This window comes from Streptomyces sp. NPDC029122, assembly GCF_055569445.1.
In genome coordinates, this window is sequence record NZ_JBVHWK010000012.1 from 100,386 (window position 1) to 112,494 (window position 12,109).

Genomic DNA, 12,109 nt, shown 5'->3' on the forward strand with positions numbered 1-12,109 from the left:
GCGGCGGGTCAGGCTTCGGATCCGGCGGCCGGCCAGGGGGGCCGGGCTCCGCCGAGGAAGGACGTCCGGACCAGGTGGGCGATCCGGCGCGGGGCCAGGTGGCCGTCGCGGACGCCTTCCGCGGCGGCGTCGAGCAGGCCCCAGAGGGAGTACCAGATCCAGTACGGCGGCAGGTCCGCGCGCAGCCGGCCCAGCCGCTGGCCGAGGGCGAGGAAGCGCAGGGCTCGCCGGTCCTGGCGTTCCAGTGCGGCCTTGACGCCGGGGTCGGCGAGGACGGTGGCGTCGCGCGAGGTGAACCCGTACAGGTGGGCGGCCGGGAGCAGGGCCACGACCAGTTCCTCCAGCGCCGCGTCGAAGGCGGCGCCGTCGGCGGTGGTCTCGGGGAGGTCGGCGGAGGCGAGGCGGTCGTCGACGACGCGGACGGCCCGGGCGGCCACCGCTCCGAGCAGGGCCTCGCGGGTCGCGTAGCGGCGGCTCAGCGTGGCGCGGCTGGTGCCGATGCGCGCGGCGATCTGCACCATCGAGGCGCTGTGGTCGCCGGCGAGGACGCGCGCGGCGGCGTCGAGAAGTTCTTCTTCGGGCACCATGATGAGCCTCCTTCGCCTCGAATGATACAAATCTGTCTCACGCGACGCAAGAATGGCTCATTGGGTGGGCGTGAGCGCCCCAACTCCTCGGTTTATTGAATATGGGAACCGTTGTCATATACTCAGGTCATGGCTCGCAACGACATACGCCCCATCGTCAAGCTCCGCTCCACCGCGGGGACCGGATACACCTACGTCACCCGCAAGAACCGGCGCAACGACCCCGACCGGATGGTGCTGCGCAAGTTCGACCCGGTGCTCCGCCGGCACGTCGACTTCCGAGAAGAACGCTGACCCTGCGCGCCTTCGCCGGCGCGGATTCGAGGCGGACCGGGTTTCACCGTCCCGCCGCAGGGCACAAGCCCACTGCCGCCCCGCGCATTCGCGGGGCGGACCAGTTTCCCGGGGGAACCCGTGTTCAGGCCCCGCCCGAGGTGCGGGCGCGGGCGCCGGAGCGGGTACGGGCCGCGCTGGGGGCGCGCTCCGGGTGGCGGCGCACGTACTCGTCCTCCAGCTCCTTGAGCCTTTGGGTGTGCGCGGCCAGCGCGTCGTCAGAGCCGTGCAGCAGGGTCTCGTGGCGCGTGCGGTGGATGGTCTCCAGCTCCTTGAGCAGTCGGCCGTCCTCCAGATCCCGCGCGGCCGCTCCCGCGGCGTGCTGCTCCGCCATGGCAACCACCTCCACGTCCTACGGTAAACGGGTCGGGTCCGATCAGCCGTCCGGGCCGCACCGGCGCTCAGCTCGTCGTGCGGGAGCGGCGGCGCGCATCCCCGGGGCGCCCGAACGGCGGTCCTCGCGGTGCGCGGGCCGGCCCGTGCCGGGAGGGTGACGGCATGGGCGACTGGTGGTACCGCAACATCCTGGAGCCGGGGAAACTGCCGCTGCTCCTGGCGTTGTCGGCGTTCGTCGTGACCTTCGCGGTGACCCGCGTCATCACCCGGATGATCCGGGCCGGGAAGGGTCCCTTCCGCAATGTCGCGCCGGGCGGTCTGCACGTGCACCACTGCGTGCCCGGGGTGGTCCTGATGACCGTCGGCGGGTTCACCGCGATCGCCGGCGGCCGGACGGGGTGGGGCTCCTGGGTGGCGGCCGTGCTGTTCGGAACGGGCACGGGCCTGGTCCTGGACGAGTTCGCCCTGATCCTGCACCTGAGCGACGTCTACTGGAGCAAGGAGGGCACCCTCAGCGTCGAGGCCGTGATCATGACATCGGCTCTGGCGGGACTGCTGCTGTGCGGGTTCCTGCCGCTGGGCGTCGACGACCTGACCGAGGACCAGCAGACGAACCGTCTGCTCCTCGGGGCCACCGTGCTGTTCAACCTGCTGCTGGCCGCCGTGGCACTGCTCAAGGGCAAACCCCGGCTGGCGATGCTCGGGGCGATCGTGCCGCTCATCGCCCTGATCGCCGCGGTACGGCTGGCCCGGCCGGCGTCGCCGTGGGCGCGCCGCTTCTACGTCCACCGGCCCGGGGCCCGGGCCCGGACCGTGAAGCGGGCGTACCGGCACGACCGGCGCTGGAGCGGACTCCAGCGCCGGATCGACTACCTGATCGGCGGCGCCCCCACCCCGGGAACCGGACTCCCTGGCCCGGTCCGCCGTCCCAGGGGCGTCCTGCGGATCAGGCGGAGGCTGCGGCGGGCGTCCCGTCGAGCTCCCACGCGTGGCGCTTGAACTCCCGGCGGAAGTCGGCGTGGTCCTCCCACTGGCGGGCGATGCCGCGCAGCACGTCCCAGTGGTGCTCCACCGACTGGTCGATGACCTTGCGCAGCAGCGGATCGGCAGTCGCGCGCGTCTCGATGAGCCCCTTGACCGCGGAGGCCTCCAGCACGCTGTTGCGCAGCGCCCGCAGGGCCCGGGAGGTGTCGTCCATCGCGAAGCCGCGCTCGCTTCCCGTCTCCGCGTCGAACAACGGGGTCAGCCGGGCCTCGATGAACGCGGTGATCCGCTCGAAGTGCTGCGCGTCCATCAGGTTCTCCCGCTCCCGCCGGTCGGCGCGCGGGGCGCGACACGGCTCATCGATGCTGCTGCTCACAGGTGTGCTGAGGGCAGGATACGAGGTCACCGCGGACGGCCGGGGCGGGAGGGCGCCGGGGGCGGGTCCTCGGCGGGGCTCCGGAGCGGCGCGGTCGTCAGGGGCTGAGGGGGGCGGGCGGGGAGACGGCCAGGACGGGCGGGGCCGGGGAGGTCCAGCGGTGGCCGCAGGGGTCGAAGAGCAGGTCGACCGGTTCGCCCGGGCGCTGGCGCCAGGAGATCCGCTCCGGCGCCGCCGCGCACCGGGGGCAGACGGGCAGCGGGGACGCCGGCGGGGTGGGGCGGGGACCGGTCCGGCACTCGGGCGCCGCGGCGAGTACCGGCGGCGCGGTGTGCGGATCACGCATGGGGGCTCCCTGGTCCGGCGGTTGTGCTCCTGGCACTGTGCCATGCGGGGAGCTGCCCGCGCACCGGCGGATCATCCAGTGTTCCGGCTGGTCAGGCGTACGAGTTGCAGGGGTGTTCCGGGTTTCCGCGGGCACCGGGTGGTCAAGCGCCCCTGCGCTCGGGCTGGACCAGCCCCGTCTCGTAGGCGGCGATGACCGCTTGGGCCCGGTCGCGTACGCCCAGCTTGCCGAAGACGGCCGTGATGTGGTTCTTGACGGTGGAGACGCTGATGTCCAGTTCCGCGGAGATGCCGGCGTTGTCCAGGCCGGTCGCGAGCAGCCGCCAGATCTCCAGCTCGCGCGGGGTGAGTCCGACGGGGGCCGCCGGGGCGGGCCGGGGCTCGCGCGGGGTGGTGCGTACGTAGGTGGAGAGCAGCCGGGTCAGCAGCCTCGGCGCGACGGCGGCCTCCCCGGTGTGGACGGTGCGGACGGCTGCGATGAGCTCCTCCGGGGAGACATCCTTGGGCAGGAAACCGTAGGCGCCGGCGCGCAGGGCGGCGACCACGTACTCGTCCATGTCGAAGGTGCTCAGTGCCAGCACCCGGGACTCGGGCCGGACCTCGGCCAGTCGTCCGGTGGCGGCGACGCCGTCGAGCACCGGCATCCGGATGTCCATGACCACCACGTCGGGGCGCAGCCGTTGGGCCAGGTCCACGGCTTCGGCCCCGTCGGCCGCCTCGCCGACCACCTCGATGTCCGGGTCGGGCCCCAGGATCAGGGCCAGGCCGCGCCGTACCAGCGGCTGGTCGTCGGCTATGAGCACGCGGATCATCGGTGGTGTTCCTCTCGTGGCGGGTGGAGGGGGGTCAGGCGTGTCCGGGGTGCGGTGTCCCGTCGGGGGGTACCGGGAGGCGGGCCGCGACGCGGAAGCCGCCGTCGTCGCGGGGTGCGGCCTCGAGGGTGCCGCCGTGCAGGGCCACGCGTTCCCGCATGCCGATCAGGCCGTGCCCGCCGTGCCGGGGCGGCCGGCCGGGCGTGCGCCGGGCGGCGCCGTCGCCGGGGCCCTCGTCGCAGACCTCCACGGCGACCTCGTCCGGCCGGTACGTCAGCCGCACCCGGGCCGGGGCGTTCCCCGCGTGCTTGCGGGCGTTGGTCAGGGCCTCCTGCACGACCCGGAACACGGTGAGGCCGACGGTGGGCGGCAGCGGGCGGGCGGGGCCGCTGACGGTGAACTCCGTGTCCATCCCGGCGAGCCGGGATTCGGTGACGATCCGTTCCAGGTCCGCGGCCCCGGGCTGCGGGGCGGGCGGGCCGGTCTCCGGTTCCTCCCCGGCCCGCAGGACGTCGAGGAGTTGCCGCATCTCGCCGAGGGCCATCCGGCCCGAGTCCTCCAGGATGACCAGCGCCTCGCGGGCGGCCCCGGGGTCGTGGGCGAGGTTGGCGCGGGCGCCGCCGGCCATGAGCTGCATGGTGGTGATGTGGTGGGCGACGATGTCGTGCAGTTCGCGCGCGATGCGGCGGCGTTCCTCGGCCACGGCCCGCTCGGCGAGCAGGATCCGCTTGGCCTCGGTCTCCCGCTGCCACCGCTTGGCCATGAGCCCCGTGGTGACGACGAGGAGGCTGGCGCCCGTGTTGGCGAGGAGCCCGAGGCCCGGGTCGAAGGGCAGGCCGCCCTGCCCGAGGCTGACGAGCGGCGCCGTCGCGAGGACGGCGCACACCACCACGGAGGGCCGGCAGGCCACGGCGACCGAGTACAGGGCGATGGCCGGGGTGAGGCCGAAGTGCGGGGACACCGAGGCCGTCAGGTTCACGGCCGCCCCGAGCAGCAGGACCGCCGCCAGCGCCACCACCGGGCGGCGGCGCCGGGCCAGCAGGGCCAGTGACGAGGCCACCACGAAGAACGCCGCGGCGACCTCCAGCGAGGCGCCCTCGAACTGCGTGTCGAAGGCGAAGCCCGTCAGGTCCACGGCAGCCGCGCCGACCGCCACCAGTGCGTCGTTGCGCGTCCACGTCAGCCCCTCGGCACGCGTGCCCATCCTTCGGCTCCTCCACCACGGACCGCCGACGGGCCGCCCTCGTAGATCCATTCTCCCATCGGGCCGGGTCCGGGACACCGGCCCCGGGGACGGGGTGCGACCAGGACCCAGGTCCTGGTCGCAGCCGTGTCCCGGACCCTGGTCCCGGCGGCGTTCTCCTTCTCCACCAGGACGTTTTCCCGTCCGGACGCTGATGTTCTGGGTACCGGCCGGACGCCCCGGCCGGAATCCGCACGCACGACCGGAGGAGAACAGTGATCCGCGCCCTGACGGGATGCTCGACGAGGAACCCCTGGAAGGTGATCGCCCTCTGGGCGGTGCTGGGCATCGCGGCGGCGATCCTGGGCCAGGTGTTCGTCTTCCGCGCCACCCAGCCCGGCAATGACGGCTTCCTGCCCGCCTCCTACGATTCGGCGGCCGCGCTGCGGATCGCCGAGGAGAGCTTCGGGGCCCGGCCGGACTCCGACCCGCTGACGGTCCTGGTGGCCCGTACGGACGGTGCGGCGCTCGCCGCGCCCGACGAGCGCCGGATCGAGGAGGTGTCGCGGCGGCTGGCCCGGACGAAGGTCACCATGCCGAGGACGGAGGACGATCCGCCGTTCACGGAGGACCACTCCCAGGTCCCGCGCATCGGCGCCGGGATGACGGCCCCGGACCGGTCCTTCCGGCTGCTGTCCGTGGAGCTGAAGGGCAATCCGCAGGACCCGGGGGTGCAGAGCACCTACAAGGCGTTCCGCGAGCAGGCCCGGGCCGCGTTCCAGGAGGCGGGACTGCGGACGGGGTTCACGGGCGGTCTGGCCGCCACGGTGGACACCGCCGATGCCGAGAAGACCCGGTCGACGGTGGTCGGCGCGGTGGTGATGGGGCTGATCGTGCTGCTCCACGTCCTGGTGTTCCGCAGTGTGTTCGCGGCGCTGCTGCCCCTGGTCTCGGTGGCCGTCATCGGCGGCGCGGCGTCCGGGGCGGTGGTCATGGCGTCGATGGCGAGCGGTATCCGGCTGGCGCCCTCCACTCCCGGCCTGATCAACGTGGTGCTCATGGGCATCGGGATCGACTACTTCCTCTTCCTCCTGTTCCGTTTCCGTGAGCAGCTGCGGCGCCATCCGGCGCAGAGCGGGCGCGCCGCGGCCGCGGAGGTCGCGGGCCGGGTGGGCACGGCCGTCACTTCGGCGGCCCTGACGATCGTGGCGGCGTTCGCCACCCTCGGGATCGCCTCCTTCGGCCAGTTCCGGGTGCTGGGCCCGGCGATCGCCGTGTCGGTGCTGGTGATGCTGCTGGGCAGCCTCACGCTGATGCCGGCGCTGCTGGCCGTGACGGGCCGGAGGATGTTCTGGCCCTCGAAGGCACTGCGGCGCGAGCCCCGCGAGGGTGTGGCGGGCGCGCTCGGCCGGCTGACCGCCCGGCGTCCGGTGGCGCTGGTCCTCGCGTCGCTGGTGCTGCTCGGCGCGCTGACGGCGGGTCTGGCCGGCATACGCATGGATTACGGGTCCGGCGCGGACGGCGAACGGACCGCCGCGGTGGAGACGGCCGCGGAGATCTCCCGCGCCCTGCCCGCCGGTGTCTCGGACCCGGCGAGCGTGCTCGTCGCCGCGAAGGACGGCGTTCCGCTCGGCGCGGAGCGCGTGGCCGGGCTGGCCGGGGCGCTGGCCCGCGTCCCCGGGGTGGGCGGGGTGGCCCCGACCGTGGTGAGCGAGGACCGGAAGGCGGCCCGGATCGATCTGCTGCTGACCGTCGAATCCGGCGGGCAGCAGGCCCGCGACCTGGTCTCCGGGCCGGTGCGGGACACGATCCGGGTGAACCTGCCGGCCGGGACCGAGGCCCATGTCGGCGGGACGGCTTCGGTGTTCGCGGACATAGCGGTCGCCGTCGACGAGGACCTGAAGGTCATCTTCCCGGTGGCGGCGGTGCTGATCGCGGTGATCCTGCTGGTGCTGCTGCGGAGCGTGCTCGCGCCGGTGGTGCTGATGATCGCCGTCGGGTTGGGCTTCACGGCCACCCTGGGGGCGTCGGCGCTGGTCTTCCAGCACGGGCTGGGGCGGCCGGGCGTGGACTTCACGCTGCCGCTGGTGCTGTTCCTGTTCGTGGTGGCGCTGGGCACCGACTACAACATCCTGATCAGCGACCGGCTGCGGGAGGAGATGGAACGGCCCGGACCGGCCCGCGCGGCGGTGGCCCGCGCCGTACGGCACACCGCGCCGGCGATCGCGACGGCCGGGCTGGTGCTCGCCGCGTCCTTCGGCAGCCTGGCCGTGAGCCCGCACGCCGGGACCCAGCAGACCGGCTTCGCGACGGCGGTCGGGATCCTGCTGTCCGCCTTCGTCCTGTCCGTCGTCCTGGTGCCCGCGCTGGCCGCGCTGCTGGGCCGCTCCCTGTGGTGGCCGGTGCGACCGCGGGTGCGGGGCGGGGAGGGGCACCGGGCGGCCCGGCCCGAGACCGAGCGGGTGCCGGTGGGCTGAGCCGCGTACGCGAAGGCCGGGGCGCCGGGGACCGCGGGGGTCCCGGGCGCCCCGGCCCGGCCGTGTCAGACGAGCCCGGCCACTTCCGGGTGGCCGGTCAGCCAGGCGCGGACGGCCTGTTGTTCCTTGCCCTTGCCCATCTCCTGGATCTTCGCCTCCAGGCTGGTGAGCTGGGCCTCGTTCAGCTTGAAGGAACGCAGCCAGGCCGCGATCTCCGGCTCGTCGGCGGCGAAGCCCTTGCGGGTGAGGGTGTGGATGCCGTCGCCGCGGCCCCAGACGCCCTTCGGGTCGGCCAGCTTGGTCAGCCCGTAGGTGGAGTACGCCCAGTGCGGGGACCACAGCACGCTCACCACCGGCTCCTTCTTGGCGTAGGCCCGCTGGAGTTCGGCGAGCATGCCCGGGGTGGAGCCGTCGACGACCTGGTACTCCCCTTCGAGGCCGTACTCCTTGAGGACCTTGTCCTTCAGTACGGACATGGCGCCCGCGCTCGGCTCGATGCCGATGATCCGGCCCTTGAACCGTGCCCCCTTGCCCTTGAGGTCCTCGAGGGAGCGCACGTCCTCGACGTAGGAGGGGACCGACAGCTCGATGGAGGTGGGCCCGTACCAGGCGCCCAGGTCGTCCAGCCGGTTCCCGTACTTCTCCCAGTACTGGGCCTGGGTGACGGGCAGCCAGGCGTCGGTCTGGAAGTCGACCTGGCCTCCGGCGAGCCCGGTGAACAGCGCGCCCAGTTCCAGCTGCCGGGCGTCCACCCGGAAGCCGCGGCGTTCCAGCAGCTCCTTCCACAGGAAGGTGGAGGCGGTGCCCTCGTCCCAGGGGATGTAACCGATGCTGATCTCGCGGCCCTTGCCGGTGTTCTCGGCGCCGGTCGCGGCCGCCGGTGCCGTGGAGCCGCCGAAGGTGCTCAGTCCGCCCGCGACGAGGGCGAGGACGACGGCCGCGGTGACGGCGTACGCGGGCTGGGGGCGGTGGCGCCACAGCCGGGCCGTGCCGCTCGCGGCGGACCGGGCCAGGGCCTGGGCGCGGCGGCCGACCGGGGAGACCTGCCGGCCGAGGGCCCCCGTCATGCGGTCCAGGTACATGGCGAGGACGACGATGGACAGACCGGCCTCGAAGCCGAGGCCGATGTCGACGCTTCCGATGGCCCGGTAGACGGCACCGCCGAGGCCGCCGCCGCCGACCATGCCGGCGATCACGACCATGGACAGGCCGAGCATGATGACCTGGTTGACGCCCGCCATGATGGTGGGCAGGGCGAGGGGCAGCTGGACGCGTACGAGGGTGTCGCGCGGGGTGGTGCCGAAGGCGTCGGCGGCCTCCACCAGTTCGGCGTCGACCTGGCGGATGCCGAGCTCGGTCATCCGTACGCCGGGCGGCAGCGAGAAGACGATCGTGGCGATGATCCCGGGGACCACGCCCACGCCGAAGAAGATGATGCCGGGAATGAGGTAGACCATGGCGGGCATGGTCTGCATGAAGTCCAGCAGGGGCCGCAGGGCGGCGCTGACCTTGTCGGAGCGCGCGGCCCAGACGCCCAGCGGGAGGGCGAACACCAGCGTGACGAGGGTGGCGACCAGGACCAGGGACAGGGTGGACATGGCCTCGTCCCACAGGGCGACGGAGTCCACGAGCGCGAAGGCGGCGAAGGCGAGCAGGCCCGCGAGCAGACCGCGCAGCCACCAGGCGGCGAGGGCGAGGAGACCGGCGAAGAGCAGCGGTGCGGGGGCGGACAGGACGGCGTCGATGCCGTCGTAGAGGCCGCCGACCAGGGCGCTGACCGTGTCGAAGAGCCAGGACAGGTGGTGCTGGAGGAAGCCGACCGCGCTGTCGGCCCAGGCTCCGAGGTGCAGGCGGGGCATCAGGCGGCCACCTCCGCGCAGGCCATCGGGGGCCGTTGCTCGTCACCGATGAAGGCGACGAGCCGGTCCTTGGGCACGGAGCCGACGACGGCGCCGTCCACACCGGTGACGGCGACCGGGTGGGGGACGCGGGCGCTCACGGAGCAGAGGTCGGCGAGCGGGGTGTCGGCGCTGACGGTGGGGCAGGCGCAGGCGGGCGCGGTACCGGCGGGCTCGTCCATGACGGCGTCGGCGGTGAGGACGCGGGAGCGGTCCACGTCCTGGACGAACGAGGCGACGTAGCGGTCGGCCGGGCGGGTCAGGATGTCCTCGGCGGTGCCCTGCTGGACGATGCGGCCGTCGCGCATGACGGCGACCCGGTCGCCGAGGCGCATGGCCTCGTTGAGGTCGTGGGTGATGAAGACGATGGTCTTCTTCAGGGTCCGCTGGAGTTCGAGGAGCTGGTCCTGCATGTCGCGGCGGATGAGCGGGTCCAGGGCGCTGAAGGACTCGTCCATCAGGAGCAGGTCGGCGTCGGTGGCCAGGGCGCGGGCGAGGCCGACGCGCTGCTGCATGCCGCCGGAGAGCTCGTCGGGCCAGGACTTCTCCCAGCCGCCGAGCCCGCACAGTGCCAGCGCCTCGGCGCCGCGCCGTTCGCGCTCGGCCCGGGGGACGCCCTGGACCTCCAGACCGTAGGCGGCGTTGGCCAGGACGTCGCGGTGCGGGAACAGCGCGAAGTGCTGGAAGACCATGGAGATCCTGGTGGAGCGTACGCGGCGCAGCTCGCGCGGGGTCAGTGCGGTGAGGTCCTGGCCGTCGAAGAGGATGCGGCCGGAGGTCGGTTCGAGGAGTCCGTTGAGCATCCGCAGGAGGGTGGACTTGCCGGAGCCCGACAGACCCATCACGACGAAGATCTCGCCGGGCTCGACCCGGAAGGAGGCGTCGATCACCGCTGCCGTGGTGCCGTCGGCGCGCAGCTCGTCACGGTCGGCGCCGCCTTCGAGCGCGCGGACCGCGGCCGCCTGGCGGTCGGGGCGTCTGGCGAACACCTTGTAGACGTGCTCGGCCTGGAGCGTGGACACATACACCTCGCGGGTCGTACCGGGGCCGGCCCGCCGCCGGGGGCGCGGGCCGGGGAGCGGGGCGGGATCGGCCCGCGCGGTCCTCGGCCCGGCCCATCGGCCGGAGCATGCGGTTCCGCTCCAGCGGCCCGCGTGCCCGGCCTTCGCTGCGGCAAACGGTGTAGTGATCCACCTCACGCCGGCCCGTCGCTCCCACGGGACGCCGGCCTCAGCGGCTTCCGGGAACCGTCTCGGCGGCGGGGTCGGGGTCGGCCAGCATGGAGGTGCGCAGATGGGTGAGGAGCCGGGTCAGGAGCCGGGAGACCTGCATCTGCGAGATGCCGAGGGCGGCGCCGATCTGGGCCTGGGTCAGCTCCTGCCCGAAGCGCATCCGGAGCATGGTGCGTTCGCGGTCGCTGAGCCGTTCGAGCAGGGGCGCCAGGGTCTGGATGTCCTCGACGAGCTCTAGGGCCGGCTCCTCCTCCCCCAGCACCTCGGCGAGGGTGTGGCCTTCGGCGGGGCCGTCGCCGTGCTCGGCGTGCGGGGCGTCGAGGGAGCCGCTGGTGTGCCCGTTGGCGGCGACCAGGCCCTCTATGACCTGCTCCTCGGTGAGGTCGAGGTGTGCGGCGAGGTCGTGGACGGTGGGCGAGCGGTCGAGCCGGACCGTCAGCTCCTCCTTCGCCTTGGCGATGTCGATGCGCAGCTCCTGGAGCCGGCGCGGGACGTGGACGGCCCAGGCGGTGTCGCGGAAGTGGCGCTTGATCTCGCCCGTGATGTACGGCATGGCGAGGGTGGCGAACTCGTTCTCGCGGGCCGGGTCGAACCGGTCGATGGCCTTGATCAGGCCGATGGTGCCGACCTGTACGAGGTCGTCGACGTCCCCGGCGACGCCGTCGGCGCGGCCGCGGAAGCGGCGGACCGCGTACTGGACGAGCGAGGCGTTCATCTCGATCAGGGTGTTGCGGACGTACTGCCGCTCGGGTGTGCCCTCGGGCAGTTCGCGGAGCCGCGCGAAGAAGACCTTCGACAGCTCCCGCGCGTCCGCCGGGGCCACCTCCCTGGGCTCGTCGATCCGGGGCAGGCCGGCCTCGCGGGCCGCCGCCCGGCCGCTGCGGGGGCCGGGCAGAAGCGGTCCGGCGGTGTCGGCCGTGGCGGGGACGGCGGTAGGGGACTGATGGGCGGGTACCGGCATGGGGGTTCGCTCCTTGGGCTGGTCGGCTTGCGGCGCGGGACCTTTGACGCCCTCGACTCTGGACCGATTCCACTCACACGTCAAGAAATACCGGAAAAGCTTTTCGCGTCTTTCACGTCTTGTTTCACGGGAAACATGTGCCGCATCATGACGGGATGGGGAGCATGACACGCCGAGAGAACTGGACATTTCTCACAAATCACGCACGCGTCCTGGTGACCATCGCCCGGGATCCCGGAGCGCGGGTGAGGGACGTGGCCCTGGTGTGCGCACTCACCGAGCGCACGGTCCAGGCGATCGTGACCGACCTGGAGTCGGACGGCTACCTGCGCCGCGTACGGGACGGGCGGCGCAACCGCTACGAGATCTCGCCGGGCGCCATGTTCCGGCATCCCGCCGAGGCGGGGGTGCGGGTGGCCGGTCTCCTCTCCCTGCTCACCGGCGCACCCGCCGCCGAAGGCCCCGAATCCGCCGAAGCCCGGCCGGCCCCGCAGAACCTGCCCGCCCCGGCCGCCGTGGAGTAGGCCCTGTCTGCGGTGTGGGCCATGTCACCCGGAACGCGATGGCCTCGGGCTCGCGGTGTGG

General features: G+C 73.3%; 13 protein-coding genes. 4 read left to right on the plus strand and 9 right to left on the minus strand.

Features of this window, described 5'->3' with window-relative positions; translation table 11 throughout:
• Positions 1 to 8: 8 nt before the first annotated feature.
• Positions 9 to 587, minus strand: a complete 579-nt coding sequence (locus ACZ4WZ_RS16705; protein ID WP_467890728.1) for a TetR/AcrR family transcriptional regulator — start codon at positions 585 to 587, stop codon at positions 9 to 11.
• Between the two features lie 129 nt (positions 588 to 716).
• On the opposite strand from ACZ4WZ_RS16705, the gene rpmG reads away from it, so the two are divergent.
• A complete protein-coding gene (gene rpmG / locus ACZ4WZ_RS16710; protein WP_467890731.1) occupies positions 717 to 881 on the plus strand; it encodes a 50S ribosomal protein L33 in 165 nt (54 codons plus the stop codon).
• 124 nt (positions 882 to 1,005) lie between these two features.
• Here rpmG and ACZ4WZ_RS16715 read toward each other — a convergent pair whose 3' ends face one another.
• On the minus strand, positions 1,006 to 1,254 hold the full coding sequence (locus ACZ4WZ_RS16715) for a DUF6158 family protein (protein WP_467890734.1): 249 nt from the start codon (positions 1,252 to 1,254) through the stop codon (positions 1,006 to 1,008).
• A 164-nt stretch (positions 1,255 to 1,418) separates the two neighbouring features.
• On the opposite strand from ACZ4WZ_RS16715, the gene ACZ4WZ_RS16720 reads away from it, so the two are divergent.
• Complete coding sequence (locus ACZ4WZ_RS16720; RefSeq protein WP_467890736.1) at positions 1,419 to 2,255, plus strand: hypothetical protein; 837 nt, start codon at positions 1,419 to 1,421, stop codon at positions 2,253 to 2,255.
• Here the strand turns inward: ACZ4WZ_RS16720 and ACZ4WZ_RS16725 are convergent.
• The 4 genes from ACZ4WZ_RS16725 to ACZ4WZ_RS16740 form a co-directional block, all read right to left on the minus strand.
• A complete protein-coding gene (locus ACZ4WZ_RS16725) occupies positions 2,203 to 2,616 on the minus strand; it encodes a hypothetical protein (protein ID WP_467890737.1) in 414 nt (137 codons plus the stop codon). The two genes, ACZ4WZ_RS16720 and ACZ4WZ_RS16725, sit on opposite strands and share 53 nt — an antisense overlap.
• 97 nt (positions 2,617 to 2,713) lie before the next feature.
• The gene (locus tag ACZ4WZ_RS16730; RefSeq protein WP_467890739.1) at positions 2,714 to 2,962 is read right to left on the minus strand and encodes a hypothetical protein; all 249 of its coding nucleotides are present in this window, start codon (positions 2,960 to 2,962) and stop codon (positions 2,714 to 2,716) included.
• A 142-nt stretch (positions 2,963 to 3,104) separates the two neighbouring features.
• A complete protein-coding gene (locus ACZ4WZ_RS16735; protein ID WP_467890741.1) occupies positions 3,105 to 3,773 on the minus strand; it encodes a response regulator in 669 nt (222 codons plus the stop codon).
• A gap of 34 nt (positions 3,774 to 3,807) precedes the next feature.
• Complete coding sequence (locus ACZ4WZ_RS16740; protein WP_467890744.1) at positions 3,808 to 4,977, minus strand: sensor histidine kinase; 1,170 nt, start codon at positions 4,975 to 4,977, stop codon at positions 3,808 to 3,810.
• 254 nt (positions 4,978 to 5,231) lie between these two features.
• Here ACZ4WZ_RS16740 and ACZ4WZ_RS16745 point away from each other — a divergent pair, with 254 nt between their 5' ends.
• Positions 5,232 to 7,433 (plus strand): MMPL family transporter, encoded by a 2,202-nt coding sequence (locus ACZ4WZ_RS16745; RefSeq protein ID WP_467890747.1) that lies wholly within the window; start codon positions 5,232 to 5,234, stop codon positions 7,431 to 7,433.
• 65 nt (positions 7,434 to 7,498) lie between these two features.
• Here ACZ4WZ_RS16745 and ACZ4WZ_RS16750 read toward each other — a convergent pair whose 3' ends face one another.
• From ACZ4WZ_RS16750 to ACZ4WZ_RS16760, 3 genes are all read right to left on the minus strand, one after another.
• A complete protein-coding gene (locus ACZ4WZ_RS16750; RefSeq protein WP_467890749.1) occupies positions 7,499 to 9,292 on the minus strand; it encodes an ABC transporter permease/substrate binding protein in 1,794 nt (597 codons plus the stop codon).
• Positions 9,292 to 10,353: a quaternary amine ABC transporter ATP-binding protein gene (locus ACZ4WZ_RS16755; RefSeq protein ID WP_467890751.1), complete on the minus strand. Its 1,062-nt coding sequence runs from the start codon at positions 10,351 to 10,353 to the stop codon at positions 9,292 to 9,294. Before ACZ4WZ_RS16755 ends, ACZ4WZ_RS16750 begins: the two co-directional genes overlap by 1 nt.
• Before the next feature lie 208 nt (positions 10,354 to 10,561).
• Positions 10,562 to 11,524, minus strand: a complete 963-nt coding sequence (locus ACZ4WZ_RS16760; protein ID WP_467890754.1) for a SigB/SigF/SigG family RNA polymerase sigma factor — start codon at positions 11,522 to 11,524, stop codon at positions 10,562 to 10,564.
• Between the two features lie 245 nt (positions 11,525 to 11,769).
• Between ACZ4WZ_RS16760 and ACZ4WZ_RS16765 the strand changes: the two genes are divergently transcribed.
• Positions 11,770 to 12,048 carry a MarR family transcriptional regulator gene (locus ACZ4WZ_RS16765; RefSeq protein WP_467890757.1) on the plus strand — a complete coding sequence of 93 codons (279 nt, stop codon included), beginning with the start codon at positions 11,770 to 11,772 and terminating at the stop codon, positions 12,046 to 12,048.
• The last annotated feature ends 61 nt before the right edge of the window (positions 12,049 to 12,109 follow it).